The following is a 24,833-nucleotide window of genomic DNA, read 5'->3' on the forward strand; positions in this document are numbered from 1 at the left end:
CGGTCGAGCTGTTCGGCGGGGTGCGCTTCCCGGCCGTCGGCGAACTGCCGTATCTGCTGACCCTCGGGGGCCACGGCTTCTACTGGTTCCGGCTCACCCGAGTCGCGTCCCGCATCGGCCGACGACTGTGAGCGTGTGCCGGGGAGAGGAGGCGTCACCATGACGAAGACCGCGTTCCTGCGGCCGCGAAGCGCGCCCGCCGAGCCCATGGAGTCGCTCACCGGGCTGCTGCGCGAGTGGCTGCCGCTGCAGCGCTGGTTCGCCGGCAAGGACCGGCCCGTCACCGACCTGGGCGTGCTGTCGATGACCGAGCTGTTCCCGGGCTGTCTGCACGTACTGGTGCACGCCGGTCACGGAAGCGTGCCCGCTCCCGGCGGCACGCCCCCGGCCGGTGACTGCTACCAGCTCCTCCTCGGCGTACGGGAGCACCCCTCGCCGCGGCTCGGCAAGAAGGCACTCATCGGCAGGGTGCCGGCCGGCCTGCTGGCCGGACTGACGGTCTACGACGCCCTCCACGACCCGCGCGCCGCCCAGCTGTTCCTGGAACGGCTGCGCCACCCCGGTGCGGCGGGCCCACTGCGCTTCGAGGACGACGGGTCCCAGCAGGTGCCCGCCGGTCTGGTGCCGCGCCTGATGACCGCCGAACAGTCCAACTCCTCGCTGGTGTACGGCGACGAGTACATCCTGAAGGTGTTCCGGCGCATCCAGCCCGGGGTCAATCCGGACCTGGAGGTGCCGGGTGCGCTGGCCCTGCAGGGCTGTCACCGGGTGCCCGCCCCGGTGGCCTGGTTCCACACCACGCATCCGTTCAAGGCGACGCTCGGTGTGCTCCAGCCGTACCTGCGCAACGCCTCCGACGGCTGGACGCTGGCCCTCGACGCGCTCGCCGCCGGTGACGACTTCACCGCGCAGTCGCACGCCCTCGGCCGGGCCACGGCCGACGTCCACCTGGCGCTGTCCTCGGCGTTCCCCATCGGCGCGCCGGGCGAGAACGGGCGGACGGCGGCGGCGATGACCGAGCGGCTGACCGCCGCGGCGCACGCCGTCCCCGCGCTCCAGCCGTTCGTGCCGGGGCTGCGGACCGCCTTCGCCGCCCTGGCCACCTGCGACGCCGGGCCGCCCGCCCAGCGCGTCCACGGCGACCTGCACCTGGGGCAGGTGCTGCGGGCGGGGCGCGAGTGGTTCGTCATCGACTTCGAGGGCGAGCCGTCCCGGCCGCTCTCCGAACGGCGCAGCGCCCACTCCCCCGTGCGGGACATCGCCGGGATGCTGCGCTCCTTCGACTACGCCGCCCGCCAGCGCCGCCCCTGGCGCCCGGAGTGGGCGCGCCGCTGCCGTGAGGCCTACTGCGCGGGCTACGCCGCCCGCGCCGGCTGGGACCCGCGCAAGAAGCACGGCCTGCTCCGCGCCTACGAGACGGACCGGGCCGTGTACGAGGTGCTGTACGAGGCCCGGCACCGACCCGACTGGCTGCCCGTACCCATGGCGGCGATCGAGCGCCTCGCCGTGAGAGGAGACTGAAGCCGTGGCCCTGCGTGACACCCCGCTTCCCGAGTCGGCCGGGCCCGTCCCGTCCGCCGCGCCCCCCGGCGCCGCACCCGCCCTCGACCCGACCGACCGGGGGCGCCTGCTGGCGGGCGCCCACCACGATCCGCACGCGCTGCTCGGCGCCCATCCGGTGCCCGGCGGGATCGCCTTCCGGGCGCTGCGCCCCTTCGCCCGTGAGGTGTGCGTGGTCGTCGACGGCGCCCGCACCCCGCTCGTCTCGGAGGGCGACGGCCTGTTCTCCGTCGTGCTGCCGCTGGACGCGATCCCCGCGTACACGCTGACGGTGGCCTACGGCGACGACAAGGCCGTCGAGACGCACGACCCGTACCGGTTCCTGCCCGCCCTCGGCGAGTTCGACCTGCACCTGATCGGCGAGGGCCGGCACGAGGAGCTGTGGACGGCGCTCGGCGCGCACCCCATGACCCACCAGGGCGTCACCGGCACCCGCTTCACGGTGTGGGCGCCCAACGCGCAGGGGGTGAGGGTCGCCGCCGACTTCACCCACTGGGACGGCACGGCGTTCCCGATGCGCTCGCTGGGCTCGTCCGGGGTGTGGGAGCTGTTCCTGCCCGGTGTCGGGGAGGGCACCTGCTACAAGTTCGAGATCCATTCCCGCTACGGGCACCGGTTCCTCAAGGCCGACCCGATGGCGCGGCGCACGGAGGCGCCGCCGAACACGGCGTCCGTCGTGACCGCCTCGCACTACGAGTGGGGCGACGCCGACTGGTTCGCGCGGCGGGCGGCGACGCCCGTGCACGAGGCGCCGTTCTCCGTCTACGAGGTGCACCTGCCGTCCTGGCGGCCCGGACTGACGTACCGCGAACTCGCCGAACAGCTCCCGGCCTACGTCAAGGACCTCGGCTTCACCCACGTGGAGCTGATGCCGGTCGCCGAGCACCCCTTCGGGCCGTCCTGGGGCTACCAGGTCACCGGGTTCTACGCGCCGACCGCGCGCCTGGGCGCCCCGGACGACTTCAGGTACCTGGTCGACGCGCTGCACCGGGCCGGCATCGGCGTGATCATGGACTGGGTGCCGGCGCACTTCCCGAAGGACGACTGGGCGCTGGCCCGGTTCGACGGGGACCCGCTGTACGAGCCCGGGGACTCCCGGCGCGCGGAGCACCCCGACTGGGGGACGTACACCTTCGACTTCGCCCGCACCGAGGTGCGCAACTTCCTGGTCGCGAACGCCGTCTACTGGTGCCAGGAGTTCCACATCGACGGGCTGCGGGTGGACGCGGTGGCCTCCATGCTCTACCTGGACTACTCGCGCGAGGACGGCGGCTGGGAGCCCAACGCGTACGGCGGCCGGGAGGACCTGGCGGCGATGGCGTTCCTGCAGGAGATGAACGCGACCGTCTACCGGCGCTGCCCCGGGGTGGTGACCATCGCGGAGGAGTCCACGGCGTGGGGCGGGGTGACCCGGCCCACCGACACCGGCGGCCTCGGGTTCGGCTTCAAGTGGAACATGGGCTGGATGCACGACTCGCTGGAGTACGTCTCCCACGAGCCGGTGCACCGCAAGTACCACCACCACGAGATGACGTTCGCGATGGTGTACGCCTACAGCGAGAACTACGTGCTGCCCGTCTCGCACGACGAGGTGGTGCACGGCAAGCAGGCGCTGGTGTCGAAGATGCCGGGCGACTGGTGGCAGCGGCGCGCGAACGTGCGGGCCTACCTCGGTTTCATGTGGGCCCACCCCGGCAAGCAACTGCTGTTCATGGGGCAGGAGTTCGCGCAGGGTGCCGAGTGGTCCGAGAAGACCGGCCCGGAGTGGTGGCTGCTCGACGACGGGTACCACTCCGCGGGCGACCACCGCGGGGTGCGGGACCTGGTGCGCGACCTCAACACCCGCTACCGGGCGACCCCTGCGCTGTGGCAGCGCGACACCGACCCGTCCGGCTTCCGCTGGGTGGCGGTCGACGCGGCCGACGACAACGTCTTCGCGTTCCTGCGGTACGACGCCGGGGGCCGGCCGCTGCTCGCGGTGTCGAACTTCTCCCCCGTGGTCCGGCACGACTACCCGCTCACCGTCGGCGACGACGTGATCGCCTGGCAGGAGGTCCTCAACACCGATGCCGCGCACTACGGCGGCGGGGACGTCACGAACCCCGACCCGGTCAAGCCCGAGGACGGCACCGTACGGCTCACCCTCCCCCCGCTCGCGACGGTGTGGCTGACGCCGATCGTCCCGTGAGGGTCCGGCGGTGCCGCCAGGTGTCCGATGCCCGCACCGGGGCATCCGGGGTCGTACGGCCGAGGGCTTCTCGGCGTCACGACAGGTCACAGAAGGGCGGCACCAGGTGCGCACCGTCGGAGTGGAGGAGGAACTCCTCCTGGTCGATCCGGAGAGCGGCGAGCCACGGGCGTTGTCCGCGGCGGTACTCGCCCGCGCCGCCCGGGACGGCGCGGAGCAGGACGTCTTCGAGAAGGAACTGCACGAGCAGATGCTGGAGTTCGCCACGCATCCGCAGTCCTCGATGGAGAGCCTGCACGCGGAGATCGTCCGCTGCCGCGAGGAGGCCGCCGGGCACGCGGAGAAGATCGGCTGCACCGTCGCCGCCCTCGCCACCTCACCGCTGCCGGTGAGCCCGTCCGTCGGCGTCAACCGGCGGTACCAGTGGATGGAGGAGCAGTACGGCATCGCCACCCGGGAACAACTCGTCATGGGCTGCCACGTCCACGTGTCCGTCGAGTCCGACGAGGAGGGCGTCGGGGTCGTGGACCGGCTGCGGCCCTGGCTGGCGGTGCTGGCGGCGCTGAGCGCGAACTCCCCGTTCTGGCAGGGCAAGGAGACGGGGTACAGCAGCTACCGCAGCCGGGTCTGGCAGCGCTGGCCGTCCGCCGGTCCGACCGAGACGTTCGGCTCGGCCGAGCGCTACCACCGGCGGGTCGCCGACATGGTGGCCACCGGCGTCATCCTCGACGAGAAGATGGCCTACTTCGACGCCCGGCTGTCCGAGCGGTACCCGACGGTGGAGCTCCGCGTCTCCGACGTCTGTCTGCACGCGGAGACGGCGGCGCTGATCGCCACCCTCGCCCGCGGGCTGGTGGAGACCGCGGCACGCGAGTGGCGGGCCGGCCGGGAGCCGGCGGACCCCGGTGTCAGCCTGCTCCGGCTGGCCGCCTGGCAGGCGGCCAGGTCGGGGCTGGAGGGCGAACTGCTCCACCCGCGGACCATGCGCCGCATGCCGGCCGAGACGGTCGTGCACGACCTCCTCGACCACGTCGCCGAGGCCCTGGAGGCCACCGGCGACCTGGAGCGCGCCCGCGAGGGCTGCGCACGACTGCTGCGCGACGGCAACGGGGCGCGGGTGCAGCGCGCCCTGCTGGAACGCACGGGAAGCCTGAGGGACGTCGTCACGGAGTGCGTGCGCCACACCCAGGGGGCGGGGCGTACGGGGTCCGCTCCTCGCGCATGAGCGGACAAGGGGGCGTCAGAGGATGAGGATGAGGGCGTAGGCCAGGAAGAACGCCGCGATCAGCACCGCGACGGCGAGGATCACGGTCAGCGGGCCCTTGGCCCAGCCCTTGGTCGGGTTGTGCGTCTCCCGGGGGCCCGCCTCGGGCATGCTGCTCTCCGCGGGCGGGGTCTCCCCCGGGGGCACGCCGCCGCCCGGTTCGAGGCCGGTGCTGCGTTCCGGTTCGGGATCTGGATTGACGTAACTCATGCCGTCCGGGTCCCCCGAAAGTCCCGCGATCATCAGTGCGGACACACTTGTCGCGATCCCGGCACGGGGGCGCTCGGGCTCGGCTACATTCAGGCACCGCCGATGACGGTACTCATCGGCCGAGTCACACCCCGTACACGTCAGGAGCAGCGCATGCGCGACCTCGCCCTCGCTCCCTCATCGGCCCCGCCCCTGACCGGCGGCCTCGCCGACAGTCTCTTCGAGACGGCGGCCGAGAGCCCCACCCTGCCGATGTTCGCCCGTCGCGCCCACCCGGCCTCCGCCACCTGGGAGCGGATCACCGCCATCGAGTTCCGCGACGAGGTCGTCGCCGTGGCCAAGGGCCTGGTGGCGTCCGGGATCTCGCCCGGCATGCGGGTGGCGATCATGGCGCGCACCCGCTACGAGTGGACCCTCCTGGGCCACGCCCTGTGGACGGTGGGCGCCGAGGTCGTCCCCGTCTACCCGACCTCCGCGCGCGAACAGGTGGAGTGGATCCTGCGGGACTCCGGCTGCGTGGCCGTGCTGGTGGAGGACGAACAGGGCGTGATGACCGTCGGGTCGGTGTGCGCCGCGCTGCCGGGGCTGCGGCACGTGTGGCAGCTGGACGCTGGCGCGCTGGACCAGCTGGTGGCGCGCGGCGAGTCCATCCCGGCGGCCACGGTCGACTCGATGCGCCGCATCGTCCTGCCGGACTCCACGGCCGTCGTCGCCTACACCTCCGGCACGTCCGGCCACGCCCTGGGCTGTGCGCTGAGCCACCGCGGGCTGGCCTTCATGAGCGACACCCTGCTGGCGGGCTGGGGCCACATCGCGGCGCCCCCCGGCGAGCAGGCCGCCGTCCTCGCCTTCCTGCCCTTCTCCCACGTCTACGGCCTGATGATCCAGGTGCTGTGCGTGCGGGGCGGGCTGCTGATGGGACACGAACCCGACATCGGCGGGGAGTCCCTGTCCTCGGCGCTGCGCACCTTCCGGCCCACCTATCTGTACGCCGTCCCCTCACTGCTGGAGAAGATCTACAAGAACTTCCTGCGCACGGCACAGCTGTCGGGCCGCGGCGCCCTGTTCGAGCGGGCGGCCGGCACGGCACGGGACTTCGCCGCCGCGCTGGAGCGGCAGCGTCTGGGCCGCGGCGCGGGGCCGGGCTTCGACCTGCGGCTGCAGCACGCCCTGTACGAGCGCACGGTCTACCGCAGGCTGCGGGCCGCGCTGGGCGGCCGGGTGCTGCGGGCCACCTCCGGGGGGTCGACGCTCAACCGCGACCTGTCCCTCTTCTACGAGGGCATCGGCATCTACGTCCACGACGGCTACGGGCTCACCGAGACCGGCGGCGGGGTGACGATGCAGCCGTTCGGGCGGGAGAAGTCCGGCACCGTCGGGCAGGCGCTGCCGGGCACCGAGATCCGGGTGGCCGACGACGGGGAGATCCTGGTGCGCGGGCCGTCGGTGTTCCAGGGGTACGTGGGGGACGAGGCCGCCACCCGGGCCGTGCTGCGCGGCGGCTGGCTGGCCACGGGCGACCTGGGGCGGCTGGACGACGAGGGCTACCTCACGATCACCGGCCGCAAGAAGGACGTCATCATCACGAGCAGCGGCAAGAGCGTGGCGCCGACGGCCCTGGAGCAGCGGCTGCGGATGCACCCGCTGGTCCATCAGGCCGTCGTCGTGGGTGACAACCGGCCGTGTGTGGGCGCCCTGATCACCCTGGACCCGGAGTTCCTCAACGACTGGCGGGCGGTACTGTCCCCGCCGGGCGACGCGCCGGCCCGGGAGGCGCGGGAGGAGAACGCACTGCGGGAGGAGATCGCGCGGGCGGTCGCCGCGGCCAACAGCAGCGTGTCGCGCTCGGAGTCGATCCGGGTGTTCCGGGTGCTGCCCGAACCGTTCGACGTGGCCAACGGGCTGCTGACGCCGTCGATGAAGCTGCGCCGGGACGAGATCGTGCGGCGCTACGCGCTGGAGATCGACGCGATGTACCAGTCGCGGACGCGTCCGGGACGGACGTCGGCCGTGGACGAGTCGTCCGGCTGGGACGACGACGCGGACAACGTCTTCCGCTGACCGTCCGGGGAGGGCCGGGCCCGTCCGGCCCCGCGCGGTGGGCGGGAACCGCGTCGGGCCGGGCCCGGAGAAGCGCTGCCGGCCGGTGACGGGTTTGTCACCCACCGGGCACGGGCATGCGGGCGCGTAGGCTCCGCCCGCACGGGAACCCACAGTTCGAGGGCACGCAGAAGCGAGAACGACCGCCCCGTGACGGCGGGGCCTGGAAGGCGAGATGGGACGCGAGCCGCGTAGGGACAGGACACTGGCTGCCGAGGACATCACGAGCCGCATCGCCAGCTTCCCGGGGGAGCTGCACGATGTGACGGACGCACGCCTGGTCGCGGAGGAGTTCCTCTTCGACCTGGCCCGTGTGTCGGCGCCGTCGGCTCCCGAGCACTGGGACGACATCCTGCTGGTGGTCACGGAGCTGGCCGCCAACGCGGTCCAGTACGCGCCGGGCCCGTTCCAGCTGCGTCTGCGCAGAACGTTCGACGGGGTGCACGTGGTGATGCACGACACCAGCACCACCGAGCCGGCCCCGCGGCCCTTCCACCCCCACAGCGGCGGTGGCGGCATCGGCTGGCACCTGATCCACACGCTGTGCGACCAGGTCAGCGTCGTCAGCGACGACCAGGGCAAGGACATCCACGTCTTCCTGCCCTGGTGAGCCCGTGCCGGCCGGATCACCAGGGGCCGGCCGTGACCGCTGCCGCGGTGCGCCTTCGGCAGGGCGCCGGTTCCGTCGGCGGCCTCGGGGACGACGTCGCTGTGGTCGTGGACGGCGATCCGCACGCCCTGCCCCGTCGTCCGCGCCTCGAGGCCGGCCGGTCCGGCGCCGTGCCGGACGGCGCCGGTGACCGGCTCGGCACGACGGGCGAGAGGTCGATCATGTCCTGGTGGTGCGGGGTGCGGCCCTCGGCGTACCGGTGGGCACCGTCGCCCCGGCGTGCGCCCGCGCGTCGGCGGCACTGCCCACCGTCGTGCCGTCGGCGGGACGCGCCTGTCGTGCGGTGGTCACCCGGTGGGGCTCTCGCGCGGCGGCAGCCGGTGATAGTAGTCACCGACCGCGGTGAGGTAGGCGGGGTCCATGGTCTCGCTGTCGGTCCGGAACCGGGGCGCCGCCTTCACCTCGGCTCTGGTGCAGTCCAGCGTCACCTGGCGTTCCCCGGCGTGGACGGCGGCGACGACGCCGACCGGCACCAGGAGGCTGCGGCCGAACACCCACACCCCGGTGTCGACGACGAGGTGGCGCATGCCGTGGTGATCGGCCTGTCGGTCCACGTGGCCGATGGTGCCGTCGCTCGCGACGACGGTGTAGCCCGTGAGGTCCTGCTCCTGGACGCGGTCCAGGTCCGGCGCGTATGACCAGATGCTGTCGATGGGCACTGCTCCTTGCCTCCCCGGTGACGACGGGTCCCTGGGCGACGCCCAGTTCCACAGCAGTGGATACCCGGCACGAGCGCGCGCATTCGAAAGGCCCGGACCGGAACCGCGCGTCGGCGGCCCGGTGTTCCCCTCCCGGCGAAACCCGAACAAGTACCCGCCGGAAGCCGGGACATGCACGCGGTCCGGAACTTTTTCGAGCCGGTCCTCTCGGCCGGGTCACGCTTTGTTCCGTACCCGCGACCTGGGTTAGCCTTCGGCGTATTTTCTCGTCGCGCACATCCGTGAACAGCGGAAACGCGCACTGACGCTGGCCGGAACGAGGGTGCGCATGACCAGCAAGAGCACCGAGGGGACCGAGGTGGCACCGGGGGACCAGGAGCTGAGACGGCTCCTGGCGGGGCTGACGGCCGTACGGGACGGGGACTTCGGTACCCGGCTGCCGGACGACGCGGACGGCCTCATGGGGGACATCGCCAAGGTCTTCAACGGGATGGTGGACCAACTGTCGGTGTTCACCTCCGAGGTGACGCGGGTGGCCCGCGAGGTCGGCACCGAGGGGGCGCTGGGCGGCCAGGCGCAGGTGCCGGGGGTCTCGGGCACCTGGGCCGACCTGACGGACTCGGTGAACGCGATGGCGGGCAACCTCACCGCGCAGGTCCGCAACGTCGCCCAGGTGACGACGGCGGTCGCCAAGGGCGACCTGTCGCAGAAGATCACCGTGGACGCCCGCGGCGAGATCCTCGAACTCAAGAACACCATCAACACGATGGTCGACCAGCTCTCCGCCTTCGCCGACGAGGTCACCCGCGTCGCCCGCGAGGTCGGCACCGAGGGCCGCCTCGGCGGACAGGCCGACGTGCAGGGCGTGAAGGGCACCTGGCGCGATCTCACCCACTCGGTGAACTTCATGGCCGGCAACCTCACCGGCCAGGTCCGCAACATCGCGCTGGTGGCCACGGCGGTCGCCAAGGGCGACCTGTCGCAGAAGATCACCGTGGACGCCCGCGGCGAGATTCTCGAACTCAAGAACACCATCAACACGATGGTCGACCAGCTCTCCGCCTTCGCCGACGAGGTCACCCGCGTCGCCCGGGAAGTCGGCACCGAGGGCCGCCTCGGCGGGCAGGCTCAGGTGCGCGGCGTCTCCGGCACCTGGAAGGACCTCACCGACAACGTCAACGTGATGGCGTCCAACCTGACCGGTCAGGTCCGCTCCATCGCCCAGGTCGCCTCCGCGGTGGGCCGGGGCGACCTGTCGCAGCGGATCAGGGTCGAGGCGGCCGGCGAGGTCGGGGCGCTGGCCGACGTCATCAACACGATGGTCGACACGCTCTCCGCCTTCGCCGACGAGGTCACCCGCGTCGCGCGCGAGGTCGGCACCGAGGGCCGCCTCGGCGGACAGGCGCACGTGCCCCATGTCGCGGGCACCTGGAAGGACCTGACCGACAACGTCAACTCCATGGCCAACAACCTCACCGGCCAGGTGCGCAACATCGCGCTGGTGACGACCGCCGTGGCCCGCGGCGACCTGTCGAAGAAGATCGACGTCGACGCGCGCGGCGAGATCCTGGAGCTGAAGACGACCATCAACACGATGGTCGACCAGCTCTCCGCCTTCGCACAGGAGGTCACCCGCGTCGCCCGCGAGGTCGGCACCGAGGGCCGCCTCGGCGGTCAGGCGGAGGTCGAGGGCGTCTCCGGCACCTGGAAGCGGCTCACGGAGAACGTCAACGAGCTGGCCGGCAACCTCACCCGGCAGGTCCGGGCGATCGCCGAGGTCACCAGCGCCGTCGCCGAGGGCGACCTGACCCGCTCCGTCAACGTGGAGGCCTCCGGCGAGGTCGCCGAGCTCAAGGACAACATCAACTCGATGGTGGAGTCCCTGCGCGAGACCACCCGGGCCAACCAGGAACAGGACTGGCTCAAGACCAACCTCGCCCGGGTCTCCGGCCTGATGCAGGGCCACCGCGACCTGTCCGTGGTCGCCGAGCTGATCATGGACGAGCTGGTGCCGCTGGTGTCGGCCCAGTACGGCGCCTTCTACCTCGCGGAGGACGGCGACGACGGCCCCGAGCTGCGGCTCGTCGGCTCCTACGGCTACCCCGACGACGACGGCCGGCCCACCCGGATCGCCTTCGGCCGCACCCTGGTCGGCCAGGCCGCGCGCAGCCGCCGCGCCATCACGGTGGACGAGCTGCCGCCGGACTACGTGACCATCTCCTCCGGGCTGGGGCAGGTGGTGCCGACCACGCTGGTGCTGCTGCCCATCGTGGTCGAGGGCCAGGTCCTCGGCGTGATCGAGCTGGCGTCGGTGACCCCGTTCACCCAGATCCACCAGGACTTCCTGGCCCAGCTGATGGAGACCATCGGCGTCAACGTCAACACCATCGTGGCCAACGCCCGCACCGACGAGCTGCTCGTCGAGTCGCAGCGGCTCACCGCCGAACTGCAGGAGCGCTCGGCGGAGCTGCAGAGCCAGCAGGAGGAGCTCCAGCGCTCCAACGCCGAGCTGGAGGACAAGGCCGCGCTGCTCGCGGAGCAGAACCGGGACATCGAGGCGAAGAACCTCCAGATCGAGCAGGCCCGGCAGGAGCTGGAGGCGCGCGCCCAGCAGCTGTCGCTGGCCTCGAAGTACAAGTCGGAGTTCCTGGCGAACATGAGCCACGAGCTGCGCACCCCCCTCAACAGCCTGCTGATCCTGGCCCAGTTGCTCGCGCAGAACCCCTCGCGCAACCTCAGCCCGAAGCAGGTCGAGTACGCGCAGATCATCCACTCGGCCGGCTCCGACCTGCTGCAGCTGATCAACGACATCCTCGACCTGTCCAAGGTCGAGGCGGGGAAGATGGACGTCAGTCCCGAACGGGTGGAGCTGCGCCGGCTCATCGAGTACGTCGAGGCCACCTTCCGGCCGATGACGATGCAGAAGAGCCTGGACTTCACCGTGACGACGGCGCCGGGCGCGCCGGGGGACCTGCTCACCGACGACTCGCGGCTGCGGCAGGTGCTGCGCAACCTGCTGTCCAACGCGGTCAAGTTCACCGAGCGGGGCGGCGTGGAGCTGCGGATCGAGCCCGCGCCGGACGACGAGGTGCCCAGCGGTGTGCTGCGGGGCGGGTCCGTGGTGGCCTTCCGGGTGCGGGACACCGGTGTGGGCATTCCCGAGCAGCACCTGGAGGCGATCTTCGGCGCCTTCCAGCAGGCGGACGGCACGACGAGCCGCAAGTACGGCGGCACCGGGCTCGGTCTGTCCATCACCCGGGAGATCGCGCATCTGCTGGGCGGTGCGGTGACGGTGGACAGCGTCGCCGGCCAGGGCAGCACGTTCACCCTGTTCCTGCCCGTGGCCCGGCCGGACTTCGAGGATCTGCTGCGTCCCTCGCCGCTCCCGGACGGGGACCTGGGCGAGGCCCTGCCGGAGGTGCCGGCCCGGCAGCCGGCGGCGATCGAGACGGGACCGGCGTCCGGCCGGCGTCCGCGGCGGCTGCTCGTCGTGGAGGAGCGGCCCCGGGGTCTGCTGACCCTGGTCGCGGAGAGCGTGGTCCAGGACGTCGCGCACGGCGACGGCACCTCCCGGCCGTCGGTCGACATCCTCACCGCCGTCGGCGCCCAGGAGGCGGCCGGTGCGCTGGCCGCCGACCCGTGCCACTGCGTGGTGCTGGAGCTCGGCACGGCCCGGGAGGAGGTCAGCCGGTTCCTGGAGGCGCTGCGGGGCGACTCCGCGCTGGCGAGCGTGCCGGTGCTGGTGCACAGCGGCCACCGCGTGGACGCGGCGGTCGAGGAGGAGCTGCGGTCCCGTGCCGAGGGCACCGCGCTGGAGTTCCTGTCCAGCCTCGACGAGCTGCGCGAACGCATCGCCCTGCACCTCTCCGCGGAGGAGCCCGGCGACGTGCTGTCGCTGGTGCGGCACGACGAGCCGCAGCGGCCGGCGCCGCAGACCGTGGTGGACGACGCGTTCTCCGGCCGCACGATCCTCGTCGTCGACGACGACGCGCGCAATCTCTTCGCGCTCAGCGGGATCCTGGAGCTGCACGGCTTCCGGGTGCTGCACGCGGAGAACGGCCGCAAGGGCATCGAGAGACTGGTGGACAACCCGGACGTGGCGCTCGTGCTGATGGACGTGATGATGCCGGAACTGGACGGCTACGCCGCCACGGCCGAGATCCGCGCCATGCCGCGGTACGCCGAGCTGCCCATCATCGCCGTCACCGCGAAGGCGATGCCCGGGGACCGGGAGAAGAGCCTCGCCTCGGGGGCCAGCGACTACGTCACCAAACCGGTCGACACCCAGGACCTGATCGCCTGCGTCCGCCGCTGGCTGCCGGCATGAGCCCCGGGGAGCAGCCGGACGAGCGGTCCGGCGGGACCCGGCTCGAGCACGCGCCGGCCGGACCCGCCGGGGTGTCCGCGGACTCGCCGGTGGGCAGGCTGGCGGCCACCGTGGACCGGCTCAGCCGGGAGGTGCGGGCCGCGCAGGCCGAGGCCGAGGGCCGGGCGCTGATCGAACTCGCCAAGGGCATCCTCGTCGAACGGCTGGGGTGCGGCCCCTCGCAGGCCGCCCGCCAGCTCGCCGAGCTGACCGAGCAGGCCGGGACGACGCAGCTGGAGTTCGCGGTCGAGGTCATCAACCAGGCCGCCCGGGACCGGATGTCCGAGGTGACGGACGCCTTCCTGGCCGCCACCCGGGCCGCCGGGGAGGCGGGGCAGGACGCCGCCGTGCGGCTGCGCGCGGCCGAGAGCGGGGCGCTGGCGGCGGACGACACCCAGGCCGTGGCCGAGTCCCTGCTGGCGCAGGCGCTGCGTCCGCTGGGCGCGGTGGCCGTGGCGATCTGGGCGGCCGGCGCCGACGGGTCGCTCACCCTGGCGGGCAGCGCCGGGTTCTCCCCCGCCGAGGCGGCGCGCTGGTACTACGTGCCGCCGGACGTGGCGACGGTCGCCCGGTGCGGCCTCGCGGAGCGCGACGGCCTGTGGATCACGTCACTGGCCGAGCGGGGCCTGCCCAGTGTCGGCCGGCATCACCACCCGGAGGGCGGCCGGGCGGCCGTGCCCGCCGGTACGGGGGGCCGTGTGTACGGCGTGCTGGAGATCGTCTGGCCGGCCCCGCTGCCGGAGCAGCCGCCGCAGATCGTGCGCCAGGTGGAGGCCCTGGCGGAGCTGTGCGCGCACACCCTGGAGACGTACACGGTGCCCAGCGGCCCGGCCGTGCAGCCCCGGATGCTGCCGGACGCCGCGGAGCTGATGGACCTGGCGGACGGGCTGTACGACCCGGCTCTCGTCCTGGTGCCGCACCTGGACGACCAGGGGAACCTGCTGGACTTCCGGATCCAGCACGTCAACAGCCGCTTCCTGGACCCGGCGGGCCGGCCGCGTGCCATGGTCAGCGGCGCGCTGCTGCTGGAGGCCTATCCGATGGCCGCCGGGAACAGCGAACTGTTCCAGCGGATCGAGCGGGTGTACGCCACGGGGGAGCCGTTCCGTGCCCGGCGCATGAACCTGACCGCCCTCGTCGACCAGGTGCCGCTGGCGTCGGTCGCCGACATCAGCGTCAGCCGGCACGGCTCCGGCATCCTGTTCATCTGGCGGATCGAGGACGAGCAGGCCCGCCTGGCGAGCCTGCTCCAGCACGCCCAGCGGCTCGGCCGGATCGGCGGTTTCGAGGAGAACCTGCTGACCGGGGAGATCACCTGGAACGGGCAGCTCTTCGACCTGTACGGGCGTCCGCAGTCCAGTCTGCCGGTGCCGCTGGAGGAGCTGCCGGCTCACGCCCACCCGGACGACGCCGTCACCATCGGCCGCTTCCTGCGCACGCTGCTGCACCACCGGCGCCCGGCGTCGGCCGCCTTCCGGCTGCAGCGCCCCGACGGGGTGACCCGGCACATCCGGGTCGTCGCCGAGCCGGTCCTGGACACCGACGGCCGGCTGCTCACCATCCGCGGCGCCTACCAGGACATCTCCGCCCAGCACTGGACCGAGGTGGCGCTGGCGGCCACCCGCGACCAGCTGGCGCACACCGAGCAGCAGGCCAGCGAACGCGACCGGCTGGCGCTGCAGCTGCAGCGCGCCATCATGCCGCCCACCCAGGCGCCGCTGCAGGTGCCCGACCTGGACGTGGCCGTCCGCTACCGGCCCGCGGAGGCCGAGCAGCTGGTGGGCGGCGACTGGTACGACGCCGTGGTGCTGCCCTCCCGGCTGGTGCTGCTGTGCGTGGGCGACGTCGCAGGGCACGGCATAGAGGCGGCGACCAGCATGGTCGTCCTGCGCAACGCGCTGCGCGGCCTCGCGGTCACCGGGGCGGGCCCCGGACAGCTGCTGTCCTGGCTGAACATCGTGACGCACCACCTGACGGGCGGTGTCACCGCCACCGCCGTGTGCGGCCTGTACGACCCGGAGTCCCGCACGCTGCGGTGGGCCCGTGCGGGCCATCTGCCGCCGGTGCTGGTGCGGGGCTCCGAGGCCGCCCCGCTGCCGCTGGTGCGCGGGCTGCTGCTCGGCGCCGTACCGGAGGCTGTGTACGAGGAGTCGGAGGTGCAGCTGGCCGCCGAGGACAACCTGCTGATGTACACGGACGGTCTGATCGAGCGCCGGGACCGCAGCGTGGAGGAGTCCCTGACCCATCTGCTCACCGCCGCGGCCTCGGCCCCGGACACGCTCGACCAGCGGCTGGACCGGCTGCTCACGTACAGCAGGTCGGACACGGACGACGACACCTGCATCGTGGGCATCCGGGTCGGCTGAGGGGGACGCCCCGGCCGGCCGGGCGGGCCGGGGCATGATCCGACGATTCGGGGGTACGCGCGGCTGCGCGACGAAGAGCTTGATCACCTTGTTGGAGGTACTCGTGCCCATTGCCCAGGACCCGTTGTCCGTCGAGGTGACCCTGCCGCGGGAGGACGTGGCGCTGCTCACCGTGGAGGGGTACTTGGACGTCGACACGGCGACCGAGTTCCAGCACCACCTGGCGAACCAGCTCCATCACGGCCGCCGGCACTTCCTGCTCGACCTGTCGGCGGTCCCCTTCATGGACTCGTCCGGCATGAACATCATCCTCCGGGTCTACCAGGAGGCCCGCGAGCTGCCGGGGAGCGTGCACATCATCTCCCCCACCTCCGCGGTGCGCCGCATTTTGGACCTGACGGGGGTGAGCATCACCGTGCCCGTCTCGGAGAGCGTCGACGAGGCGCTGGAGCGCGTGGACGCGCTGCCGGGGACCCCGGTCGAACCGGAGGTCTGAGCACGGCCCGTGGGGTCCGGCGCGGACGGCGTCGGAGCCCGGCCGGAAGGGCCACCCGGCCGAGGTCACACCGCGGTCCCGACGTTCGGGCGCGGTGCGGCGCGATGACGACGAGGAGAGGAAACAGGTGCCGGAGCACGTAGCGGACGGAGCACCCGGAACACCGGCGCACGAGGTCAGGGACTTCCTGCGGCGGCGGCGCGAGCAGATCGCCCAGCGGTGGGCGGACGAACCCCTGTTCCGTACGGTGTTCACGGTCTCGCGCGACGAGGCGGTGGAGGCGGGGAAGGCGGTCGTCGACGCGCTGGCCCAGGTCGCCGACGCGCAGCAGGTCGAGGACCCGGATGCCGCGGGCTTCTCGGCGGTGCGCGAGCAGCTGGCCCGGATGGGGGCGGCCCGCTCCCGCGCGGGGCTGTCCACCACACAGGTGTCGAGCGAGCTGGCGGCGCTGTGGCCGCCGGCCGAGAATCTCCTGGTCGCCGAATCGGACCAGGCGTCGCCCGAGGAACTGCGGGCGTGGTCGACCACGCTCAGCATGCTCCTGGGCACGCTGCGTCTGGTGGCCATGCAGACGGCGCTGAGCGAGACGCAGTCCCTCATCGACCGGCAGCGGCTCCAGTTGCTGGAGGTGGCGACACCGGTGATCAAGCTGTGGGACGGCATCGTGGCGGTCCCGCTGATCGGGACGCTGGACAGCGCCCGCAGCCAGGTGGTGATGGAGACCCTGCTGAACGCGGTCGTCGACCAGCACGCCCGGTTCGCGATCCTCGACATCACCGGTGTGCCGACGGTCGACTCCCTGGTGGCGCAGCACCTGATGAAGACGGTCGCCGCCGCCCGGCTGATGGGCGCGGAGTGCGTGGTGTCCGGCATCCGTCCGGCGATCGCGCAGACCATCGTTCACCTGGGGCTGGACCTCGGCACGGTGAAGACGCGGGCGAGCCTCGCCGACGCACTCGGGTACTGCCTGCACGAGCTGGGGGCGAACATCGTGCACGCGGCCCCCGACGGAGCGGGCCGACGGTGAACGAGGGGTTCGCCCGCCCGGTCGCGGGACACGTGCCGGTCCTCAGGCTCGGTGACGTTCTGCTGGTCACCCTCCAGGGGGACCTGTACGACAGCACGGCGCACCAGCTCCAGCAGGACCTCTCCGAGACGATCACCCGCAGCGGGGCCACGGGGGTGGTCATCGACATCTCCGGGGTGGAGGTCGTCGACTCCTTCCTCGGGCGGGTGCTGGCCGAGACCGCGGCGCAGACGGAGCTGCTGGCCGCGCGCACCGTGGTGGCCGGCATGCGGCCCGCGGTCGCCATCACCCTGGTGGAGCTGGGTCTGACGCTGCCGGGGGTGCGGACCGCGCTCACCACCGAGGCGGCGATGGAGCTTCTCGCGCAGCCCGTCGCGCAGCCGCGTTCCGGCGGCGTGCGCGAGGAGAGTCCGTGATGTCCACCGCCGCGGGCGTCGAGGCCCGCCTGCCCATCCGGTCGGACATGGACCTGGTGTGGGTACGTCAGCATGTGCGGCAGGCCGCCGCCCGGCTCGGCTTCGGTCTGGTGGACCAGACGAAACTGGTGACCGCCGCCAGTGAACTGGCCCGCAACGCCCTGGTGCACGGCGGGGGCGGCCTGATGGAGGCGTCGCACGTCACCGACGGCGGGGTCGACGGGCTGCGGCTGGCCTTCAGCGACTCGGGCCCCGGCATCCCCGACCTCGACCGGGCGCTCAGCGACGGCTACACCTCCGGCGGCGGGCTGGGGATGGGGCTGGGCGGCGCCCGGCGCCTGGTGCACGACTTCGAGGTCGAGAGCGTCCCGGGGTCGGGGACCACGGTGCGGGTGACCTCATGGGTGAACCGGCCGCCGCGCCGGCGTGAGGACGTCTGATGCCCCGCGTCCGGTACGTGCCGGTGCAGGACTCGACCCGGGTGCGCGACGTCCGGGTCGCGGCGGAGGAGGCCGCGGCGGCGGCCGGGCTCGACGACCAACGCACCGCCGCCGCGGCGCTGGTGGCGACCGAGCTCGCCACCAACCTCGTCAAGCACGCGCAGGCGGGAGAGGCGGTCGTCGACGTCGTGGACCCGCCCGTACCGGGTGAGGGCCGGCCGGGACGGGTCGTGCAGATCACCGCGCTCGACCACGGACCGGGGATCGCCGATGTGGGCGGTGCGCTGCGGGACGGGTTCTCCACCACCGACTCGCTCGGCGCGGGCCTGGGCACCTGCCGGCGTCTGGCCGACGACTTCGCTCTGCACAGCGCCCTCGGCCGGGGCACCGTGGCGGTGGCCCGCATCGGCTCCGCCGCCGGCGCGGGCTCCGCCGGGGCCCCCGGTGTGCGCGTCGGCGGGGTGAACGTCCCGTTCGCCGGGGCGGACTTCTCGGGGGACGCCTGGGCCTGGGTCAGGTCCGGTGACCGGCTGACCCTGATGCTGGCCGACGGGCTGGGCCACGGGAGCGAGGCCGCGCGCGCCTCGTCCGCCGCCGTCGAGGAGCTGCGCCACTGGGCCCGGCTCCCGCCCGCCGAGTGCCTGCCGAAGCTCCACACGGCACTGGCCGGCACCCGGGGCGCGGCCGTCGCCGTGGCGCAGCTCGACACCTGGGCCGGGCGGCTGCGCTTCGCGGGGATCGGCAATGTGACGGCCCGGCTGCGGGAGGGCGACCACTGGCGGACCCTGCTGTCCCGGCCCGGCATCGTCGGGGTGCACCGGCCAGGCACCGTGCGCGAGGAGGAGGTCGCCTGGAGCGCGGAGAGCCTGCTGATCCTGCACACCGACGGTCTGCCCGGCCGCTGGACGCCGCCCCCGGACACGGGGGTGCCGCCGGCCGATCCGGCCGTGACGGCCGCCGTGGCCGTCCGGGACGCCGGGAGCCCGGCGCGCCCGGTGCGGGACGACACCGCCGTGGCCGTGCTGGCCCCCGCCCCGCCGGACCGCCCATGACGCGCACCTGGCGGATCCGGACCGTCACGGACGCGGCCCGCGCCCGTATCGCCGTGGCCCGGCTGGCGGCGGCGCACGGGGTGCCCACCGTGGAACGCGCCCGGCTGGCCGCGGAGCTCAGCGGCCGGCTGCGGCAGTGCCTCACCAAGGGCGGCGTCTGGGTGCTCACCCTGGACGGCCCCGGTCCGTCCGCCGGGGCGGGGACGCTGCACGCCGCGGTGGTGCCGGCACCCGGTGCGGGCGCCGCCGACCGCGCCGGGTGGACGGTGACCGTCCCGTGCCCCGCGCCGGGCCGGACATCCGACGCCGGCCCGGTGCCGGAGGACCCGGCCGGGCTGTCCGAGGCGCTGTTGGGCGCCGACGAGGACACGGCCGTGGTGCTGGACAGGCTCGCCGAGCAGGAGGAACTGGTCGCCTTCCACCGGGAGGAGCTGCACCAGACCAACCAGGGCGTCCTGGCGCTGCACGCCGAGCTGGACGCGGCGGGACGCGCGCAGCGCGAGGCGTTCGCCGCCGAGCGCCGGGCGCGCGAGGAGGCGGAGAACGCGCGCCGCAGGCTGACGTTCCTGGCGGACGCGAGCGCCGTGCTGAACGCCTCGCTCAACCACGACGAGATCGTGCGCCGACTGCCGGAGCTGCTGGTGCCGCGGTACGCCGACCGCGTGGACGTGTGGCTGTTCGACCAGGAGGACGACCGGTACCGGCCCACGTCCCACCCGCGCGCGGCGGTCCGCGCGGCCCGCACCGGGCGGCCGCAGTACGCGGCCGACCACCCCGGCGGTCTGCCCGGGGTCGACGACCAGCCCGCCTCGGCCCTGGATCCCGGCCGGCCGCTGCTCTGCGTCCCGCTGCTGACCCGCCGGGCGCCGCTGGGGGTGCTGACGCTGTCGCCGCCCGGTGAGCGCTGGGACCCGGACGACGCCGTGATGCTGCTCGAGCTCGCCCGGCGGGCCGCCACCGCCCTCGACAACGCCCGCCGCTTCGAGCACAACCGTGACATCGCCGAGACGCTGCAGCGCGCCCTGCTCACCGAGCTGCCGACGACGCCGGGCCTGAGCCTGGCCGCGCGCTACCTCCCCGCCACGCACGGGCTGAACATCGGCGGCGACTGGTACGACGCGTTCCGGCAGCGCGACGGCGGTCTGATCACCGTCATCGGCGACGTGACCGGGCACGGGCTGCACGCGGCGGTGATGATGAGCCAGCTGCGCACCGCGCTGCGCGCCTACGCGGTCGACGGCGACAGCCCCGGCCGGCTGCTGACCCGGCTGCACGGGTATCTGCGCCACCTCCAGCCCGACCTGTTCGCCACGGCGGTCATCGCGCGGTTCCATCCGGACGGGCGGACATTGACCTGGGCCGCCGCCGGTCATCCGCCGCCGGTGCTGCGGCTGCCCGACGGGCGGGTGCGCACCCTGGACGCCAAGCCCGGTGCGATGCTCGGCATCCCGCTGCGGCAGGACATCGCCGACCACACCGAGCGGCTGACGCCCGGTTCGACGCTCGCGCTCTACACGGACGGGCTGGTGGAACGGCGCGCCCGGGGCATCGACCCGGGCATCGAACGGCTCGCGGCGGCCCTGGGCTCGTTCGGTTCCGCGGAGCTGGACGCGGACCTGGAGGACTCGGCGGACCGGATCCTGCGCCCGCTGCTCAGCGACTCCGAACGCGACGACGACGTCTGCCTTCTCCTGTGCCACCTGCGCGGCTGAACCGGCCGCCGGATCCCTTCCCGGTGCGTTCCGGCGAAGGTACGGGCATCGTGGTGCCGAACAGGGGCACGCGTCAGTTGTCGATGTTCGAGGCAGACCCCTGGAGCCGCAGGAAGGGATGGAGACCGTGACACGACCCAGGATCCTGGTGGTGGGCGCAGGTTTCGCCGGCGTGGAGTGCGTGCGCCGGCTGGAGCGCAGGCTCGCCCCGAACGAGGCCGAGCTCACGCTGGTGACGCCGTTCTCCTACCAGCTCTACCTGCCGCTGCTCCCCCAGGTGGCCTCCGGCGTGCTGACCCCGCAGTCGGTCGCGCTCTCCCTGCGCCGCAGCGAGAGGTACCGCACCCGGATCATCCCGGGCGGGGCCATCGGCGTGGACCTGAAGTCCAAGGTCTGTGTCGTACGGCTCGTCAACGGCGAGGTCGTCGACGAGCCGTACGACTACATCGTGCTGGCCCCCGGCAGCGTCACCCGCACCTTCGACATCCCGGGGCTGACGGACCACGCCTTCGGGCTCAAGTCGCTCGCCGAGGCCGCCTACCTGCGCGACCACGTCATCTCCCAGCTCGACCTGGCCGACGCCAGCCACGATCCGGCCGAGCGGGCCTCGCGGCTGCAGTTCGTGGTCGTCGGCGGCGGCTACGCGGGCACCGAGACCGCGGCCTGCCTGCAGCGGCTGACGCACGCCGCCGTCAAGCGCTACCCGCGCCTCGACCCGGGCCTGATCAAGTGGCACCTCATCGACATCGCGCCGAAACTGATGCCCGAACTGGGCGAGAAGCTCGGGCGCAGCGCGCAGGAGATCCTGATCCGGCGCGGCATCGAGATCTCGCTGGGCGTCTCCATCGCGAAGGCAGGCGCCGAGGAGGTCACCTTCACCGACGGCCGGGTGGTGCCCACCCGCACCCTGATCTGGACCGCCGGCGTGGTCGCCAGCCCGCTCATCGCCACGCTCGACGCGGAGACCGTCCGGGGGCGGCTCGCGGTCAACGCGGACATGTGCCTGCCGGGTCACGACGGGGTGTTCGCGCTCGGCGACGCGGCGGCGGTGCCCGACGTGGCCAAGGGCGACGACGCCGTGTGCCCGCCGACCGCGCAGCACGCCCTGCGGCAGGGCCGGCACGTCGCGGAGAACGTCATCGCGACGCTGCGGGGCCTGCCGAGGCGGCCGTACGTCCACAAGGACCTCGGGCTCGTGGTGGACCTCGGCGGCACCGACGCGGTGTCCAAGCCGCTCGGCGTCGAACTGCACGGCCTGCCCGCCCAGGCGGTGGCCCGCGGCTACCACTGGTCGGCGCTGCGCACCGGTGTCGCCAAGACGCGGGTGATGACCAACTGGCTGCTGAACGCGGTCGCCGGCGACGATTTCGTGCGCACCGGATTCCAGGCGCACAAGCCGGGCAACCTGCGGGACTTCGAGTACCTGGACGCCTATCTGACGCCGGAGCAGGTGCGGGAGCACGTCGCGGAGGCGGGCCGGGCGGCGCGGTGACCCCGGGGGCGGGGGACGGTTCGCGCCCGGCGGCGGAGGGATCCGGGCGGGGGCGCACGACGGGAGAGAGTGCGGTGGAGTGAAGGCGGCGGGACGCTCGGTACGGACACGGCTGCGGGACCACCTGGCGGCGTCCGACCCCGGTCTGCTGCGGCTGACGGCCGGACTGCGGACGGTGGGCGCGATCGCGCTGACGCTGGCCGTGCTCGCCTCGGCGGGGTTCGACGTCACCCACCTGGTGGCGGGGGCGATGGCGGCGATGGTCGCCACCTTCGCCATCCGGGAGAGGCGGCGCGGCGCCCAGGCCCTCACGCTGGCCGTCGGCCTGCCCGTCGCGCTGGTGTCCGTGTCGCTGGGCGCGGTGCTCGGCGAGCGGGTCGTCGTCGGGGACGCCTTCTTCGTCGTGCTCATCTTCGCCGCGGTGTACGGCCGCCGGTTCGGGGAGCGCGGGACCGCGCTCGGCCTGATCGGCTTCCAGGTCTACTTCCTGTCGCTGTTCGTCGGTGCCTCCACCGCGCAGCTTCCGGGGCTGTGGGCGGCCCTGGCCGTCGCGTTCGCGTGCAGCGCCCTGGTGCGGTTCGCCGTCGTCCCCGTGACGCCCGCCGGTCTGCTCCTGCGGCTGCGCCAGGCCTTCCGGGCCCGGCTGGCCCGGCTCGTCTCCGCGCAGCTGGCGCTGCTGGACGCCGGTCCCGACGACGTGGACAAGGCCCTGGAGGACATGCGGGAGGGCACCGCGCGGCTGCACGAGACGGCCCTGATGATCCAGAGCCGGCTGGAGGAGGGCACACCGGACGAGTCGACGGCGCGACTGGTGCAGCGCCGGATCGCGGACGCGGAGATCGCCGCCGAGCGGCTCGGCCTGCAGTTGCTGTCGGCGCGCAGCGCCCAGCGGGCGGACACCCTCACCCTGCACCTGCCCGGCGCGCCCGCCCCGGAGGTGGGCCGGCTGCCCGGCCCGGACGAGGCCGCGGCCGCACTGCGACGGGACCTGCTCGCGCTGCGCGCGCTGGTGGTGCGCGCCGGGGCCGGCGGGGCGGGCGTGGCCCAGCTGCGCAACCGGCTGCTCGGCTACCGGGACGAGGAGAACCTGCCGGTCGCCACCCCGGCGGTGCGGGACGTGTTCCGGGCGGTCGGCGAGACCGCGCGCGCCGTCATGGGGCTGCGCGTCGCGCTGGAGGGGCCGCAGGACGAGTCGGACGACAGCCCGGCGACGGCGCGCTCGCGGGAGGAGCTGGACGCCGAGGACGCCGCCATCGACGCCGGCGAGAAGAGCGAGCCGGCCGAGGAGCCGAAGGGGCTGCGCCGGCCCACCACGCGCGCCGCCGTGCAGGTCTCGGTGGGCTCGACGCTGGCCATCGTCGGGGGTGAGCTGCTGTCCGCGCACCGCTGGTACTGGGCGGTGCTGACCTGCTGGATCGTCTTCATCAACACGGCCTCGACCGGCGAGATCCTGGTCAAGGGCTACCGGCGGCTCCTCGGCACGGTGTTCGGCGTCGTCGCCGGCATCCTGCTGGCCGCCCTGGTGGGCCGGCACACCTGGACGGCGTTCGCGCTGGTGCTGGTGCTGATCTTCGCCATGTTCTACACGGCGCCGCTGTCCTACACGCTGATGTCGTTCTTCGTGACGGCGATGCTCGGGCTGCTCTACACCCTGCTGCACACCTACAGCTGGGAGGTGCTGGTGCTGCGGGTGGAGGAGACGGCGCTGGGCGCGGCCTGCGGGGTGGTCGCGGCGGCGCTGGTGCTGCCGGTGCGTACCGACCGGCGCACCGACGAGCTGCTGGTCACCGTGCTGGAGCGGCTCGCCGAGGTGACCGAGGCCGCCGTCGGCCAGCTCAGTGGCGGTCCCGCCGGCGACCTGCTGGACCAGGCGCGGCGGCTGGACCAGGCGCTGGGCGACCTGCGCTCCGCCACCCAGCCGCTGACGCATCCGGTCACCCCGTTGCGGGCCCGGCGCACCACCGCGCGCTACGTGGTGGCGCTGCTCGAGACGTGCGCGTACCACGCGCGCTCGCTGGCGGCCACGGCGGAGCTGTTGCCGGCCCATCCGTCGATCGCGGCGGACCCCCGGCTGCGCGGGGCGGCGGGGCGCACGGTGCGCAACATCGTGACGATCGCGGACCGCGTCGCCGACGAGGACGTCACCGTGCCGGTCGAGACCGGGCCGAGCATCGCGTCCCTCCTGGGCGGCGAGGACACCGCCCGCTACGGCCGCGTCACCGGCCGGGTGCTGCGCCACCTGGAGCGCCTGGACGAGGCCGTGGTGGGCCTCGCCCGGCCGCTGGGCGTCCCGGTGAGGACCCCCGACCGCTGAGCCGCGGTCCCCGGCGCGCCCGGACACCTCCCCTGACGACCGGGTGCCCGCCCACGCCGACCCACGCGCCCACCCTCACCCGGCACCCGGACGCCGTCACCGGCCACCCTGCAGGCCGCGCCGCCCCCGGTCCCGCGCCCGTACGCACACCCGGTCAGGACAGCACTCCCCAGTTCCGCCCCCGCCCAGCACCCGCACAACGCCACCAGGACCACCGCCCCAGCCCACACCCCCATGCGGACGCCGACCGAGACAGCGCGCCCGTCTCCGCCCTGGCCACGCACCCACGCGTACGCCGACCGGGACAACCCTCCCGTCCCCGCCTCCGCCCGGCACCCGCACACCGCCACCGGCCACCCGGCAGGCCGCCGCCCCGGTCCCCGCGCCCGTACGCACGCCCGGCCAGGACAGCGCTCCCCTGTTCCACCCCCGCCCGGCACCCGCACGCCGCCACCAGGACCACCCACCACCCCGCGGACCACCGACCCGGCCCCACACGCC

The 24,833-nt window shown here is 73.6% G+C and carries 19 protein-coding genes; 16 read left to right on the forward strand and 3 right to left on the reverse strand.

Going from position 1 to position 24,833, the window contains the following annotated elements:
• The 4 genes from ACH5AO_RS05390 to ACH5AO_RS05405 form a co-directional block, all read left to right on the forward strand.
• The coding region (locus ACH5AO_RS05390; RefSeq protein WP_391964322.1) for an alpha-glucosidase C-terminal domain-containing protein at window positions 1–131 on the forward strand (131 nt) is incomplete at its 5' end.
• Window positions 132–159: 28 nt separating this feature from the next.
• The gene (locus ACH5AO_RS05395; protein ID WP_398922021.1) at window positions 160–1,521 is read left to right on the forward strand and encodes a maltokinase; all 1,362 of its coding nucleotides are present in this window, start codon (window positions 160–162) and stop codon (window positions 1,519–1,521) included.
• Window positions 1,522–1,525: 4 nt separating this feature from the next.
• Window positions 1,526–3,748 (forward strand): 1,4-alpha-glucan branching enzyme, encoded by a 2,223-nt coding sequence (gene glgB, locus ACH5AO_RS05400; protein ID WP_398922023.1) that lies wholly within the window; start codon window positions 1,526–1,528, stop codon window positions 3,746–3,748.
• Window positions 3,749–3,854: 106 nt separating this feature from the next.
• On the forward strand, window positions 3,855–4,973 hold the full coding sequence (locus ACH5AO_RS05405) for a glutamate--cysteine ligase (protein ID WP_398922024.1): 1,119 nt from the start codon (window positions 3,855–3,857) through the stop codon (window positions 4,971–4,973).
• Between the two features lie 15 nt (window positions 4,974–4,988).
• Here ACH5AO_RS05405 and ACH5AO_RS05410 read toward each other — a convergent pair whose 3' ends face one another.
• Window positions 4,989–5,222 (reverse strand): DUF6480 family protein, encoded by a 234-nt coding sequence (locus ACH5AO_RS05410; protein ID WP_398786234.1) that lies wholly within the window; start codon window positions 5,220–5,222, stop codon window positions 4,989–4,991.
• A 153-nt stretch (window positions 5,223–5,375) separates the two neighbouring features.
• On the opposite strand from ACH5AO_RS05410, the gene ACH5AO_RS05415 reads away from it, so the two are divergent.
• Window positions 5,376–7,283: an AMP-dependent synthetase/ligase gene (locus ACH5AO_RS05415; protein WP_398922026.1), complete on the forward strand. Its 1,908-nt coding sequence runs from the start codon at window positions 5,376–5,378 to the stop codon at window positions 7,281–7,283.
• 214 nt (window positions 7,284–7,497) lie between these two features.
• Window positions 7,498–7,932: an ATP-binding protein gene (locus ACH5AO_RS05420; RefSeq protein WP_398922028.1), complete on the forward strand. Its 435-nt coding sequence runs from the start codon at window positions 7,498–7,500 to the stop codon at window positions 7,930–7,932.
• Window positions 7,933–8,151: 219 nt separating this feature from the next.
• On the opposite strand, the gene ACH5AO_RS05425 is transcribed toward ACH5AO_RS05420, so the two are convergent.
• Together ACH5AO_RS05425 and ACH5AO_RS05430 are read right to left on the reverse strand one after the other, a co-directional pair.
• Window positions 8,152–8,283 (reverse strand): hypothetical protein, encoded by a 132-nt coding sequence (locus tag ACH5AO_RS05425; protein WP_398922030.1) that lies wholly within the window; start codon window positions 8,281–8,283, stop codon window positions 8,152–8,154.
• Window positions 8,280–8,651: a PRC-barrel domain containing protein gene (locus tag ACH5AO_RS05430; protein ID WP_398922031.1), complete on the reverse strand. Its 372-nt coding sequence runs from the start codon at window positions 8,649–8,651 to the stop codon at window positions 8,280–8,282. Before ACH5AO_RS05430 ends, ACH5AO_RS05425 begins: the two co-directional genes overlap by 4 nt.
• 328 nt (window positions 8,652–8,979) lie before the next feature.
• Here ACH5AO_RS05430 and ACH5AO_RS05435 point away from each other — a divergent pair, with 328 nt between their 5' ends.
• The 10 genes from ACH5AO_RS05435 (at window position 8,980) to ACH5AO_RS05480 (ending at window position 24,332) form a co-directional block, all read left to right on the forward strand.
• Window positions 8,980–12,978: a HAMP domain-containing protein gene (locus tag ACH5AO_RS05435; protein ID WP_398922033.1), complete on the forward strand. Its 3,999-nt coding sequence runs from the start codon at window positions 8,980–8,982 to the stop codon at window positions 12,976–12,978.
• Window positions 12,975–15,383: a SpoIIE family protein phosphatase gene (locus tag ACH5AO_RS05440; RefSeq protein WP_398922035.1), complete on the forward strand. Its 2,409-nt coding sequence runs from the start codon at window positions 12,975–12,977 to the stop codon at window positions 15,381–15,383. Before ACH5AO_RS05435 ends, ACH5AO_RS05440 begins: the two co-directional genes overlap by 4 nt.
• Before the next feature lie 103 nt (window positions 15,384–15,486).
• Window positions 15,487–15,879: an STAS domain-containing protein gene (locus tag ACH5AO_RS05445; RefSeq protein ID WP_398922037.1), complete on the forward strand. Its 393-nt coding sequence runs from the start codon at window positions 15,487–15,489 to the stop codon at window positions 15,877–15,879.
• A 127-nt stretch (window positions 15,880–16,006) separates the two neighbouring features.
• Window positions 16,007–16,906 (forward strand): STAS domain-containing protein, encoded by a 900-nt coding sequence (locus ACH5AO_RS05450; RefSeq protein ID WP_398922039.1) that lies wholly within the window; start codon window positions 16,007–16,009, stop codon window positions 16,904–16,906.
• On the forward strand, window positions 16,903–17,322 hold the full coding sequence (locus ACH5AO_RS05455) for an STAS domain-containing protein (protein ID WP_398922041.1): 420 nt from the start codon (window positions 16,903–16,905) through the stop codon (window positions 17,320–17,322). The genes ACH5AO_RS05450 and ACH5AO_RS05455 overlap by 4 nt, the downstream gene beginning before the upstream one ends.
• Window positions 17,322–17,762, forward strand: coding sequence for an anti-sigma regulatory factor (locus tag ACH5AO_RS05460; protein WP_398922043.1), 441 nt, complete (start codon window positions 17,322–17,324; stop codon window positions 17,760–17,762). Before ACH5AO_RS05455 ends, ACH5AO_RS05460 begins: the two co-directional genes overlap by 1 nt.
• Window positions 17,762–18,814 (forward strand): SpoIIE family protein phosphatase, encoded by a 1,053-nt coding sequence (locus ACH5AO_RS05465; RefSeq protein ID WP_398922045.1) that lies wholly within the window; start codon window positions 17,762–17,764, stop codon window positions 18,812–18,814. Before ACH5AO_RS05460 ends, ACH5AO_RS05465 begins: the two co-directional genes overlap by 1 nt.
• Complete coding sequence (locus tag ACH5AO_RS05470) at window positions 18,811–20,526, forward strand: PP2C family protein-serine/threonine phosphatase (RefSeq protein WP_398922047.1); 1,716 nt, start codon at window positions 18,811–18,813, stop codon at window positions 20,524–20,526. The genes ACH5AO_RS05465 and ACH5AO_RS05470 overlap by 4 nt, the downstream gene beginning before the upstream one ends.
• A gap of 118 nt (window positions 20,527–20,644) precedes the next feature.
• Window positions 20,645–22,018, forward strand: a complete 1,374-nt coding sequence (locus ACH5AO_RS05475; protein WP_398922049.1) for an NAD(P)/FAD-dependent oxidoreductase — start codon at window positions 20,645–20,647, stop codon at window positions 22,016–22,018.
• A gap of 79 nt (window positions 22,019–22,097) precedes the next feature.
• On the forward strand, window positions 22,098–24,332 hold the full coding sequence (locus ACH5AO_RS05480) for an FUSC family protein (protein WP_398922050.1): 2,235 nt from the start codon (window positions 22,098–22,100) through the stop codon (window positions 24,330–24,332).
• The last annotated feature ends 501 nt before the right edge of the window (window positions 24,333–24,833 follow it).

Source organism: Streptomyces sp. NPDC018964 (assembly GCF_044390325.1).
Classification (GTDB): Bacteria; Actinomycetota; Actinomycetes; order Streptomycetales; family Streptomycetaceae; genus Streptomyces.

Excerpts from the sequence above, each read along its gene's own strand:
- ACH5AO_RS05395 (WP_398922021.1), top strand. The coding sequence starts at position 160 with ATGACGAAGACCGCGTTCCTGCGGCCGCGAAGCGCGCCCGCCGAGCCC.
- ACH5AO_RS05410 (WP_398786234.1), bottom strand. The coding sequence starts at position 5,222 with ATGAGTTACGTCAATCCAGATCCCGAACCGGAACGCAGCACCGGCCTC.
- ACH5AO_RS05415 (WP_398922026.1), top strand. The coding sequence starts at position 5,376 with ATGCGCGACCTCGCCCTCGCTCCCTCATCGGCCCCGCCCCTGACCGGC.
- ACH5AO_RS05420 (WP_398922028.1), top strand. The coding sequence starts at position 7,498 with ATGGGACGCGAGCCGCGTAGGGACAGGACACTGGCTGCCGAGGACATC.
- ACH5AO_RS05435 (WP_398922033.1), top strand. The coding sequence starts at position 8,980 with ATGACCAGCAAGAGCACCGAGGGGACCGAGGTGGCACCGGGGGACCAG.
- ACH5AO_RS05440 (WP_398922035.1), top strand. The coding sequence starts at position 12,975 with ATGAGCCCCGGGGAGCAGCCGGACGAGCGGTCCGGCGGGACCCGGCTC.
- ACH5AO_RS05460 (WP_398922043.1), top strand. The coding sequence starts at position 17,322 with ATGTCCACCGCCGCGGGCGTCGAGGCCCGCCTGCCCATCCGGTCGGAC.
- ACH5AO_RS05465 (WP_398922045.1), top strand. The coding sequence starts at position 17,762 with ATGCCCCGCGTCCGGTACGTGCCGGTGCAGGACTCGACCCGGGTGCGC.
- ACH5AO_RS05470 (WP_398922047.1), top strand. The coding sequence starts at position 18,811 with ATGACGCGCACCTGGCGGATCCGGACCGTCACGGACGCGGCCCGCGCC.
- ACH5AO_RS05475 (WP_398922049.1), top strand. The coding sequence starts at position 20,645 with ATGGAGACCGTGACACGACCCAGGATCCTGGTGGTGGGCGCAGGTTTC.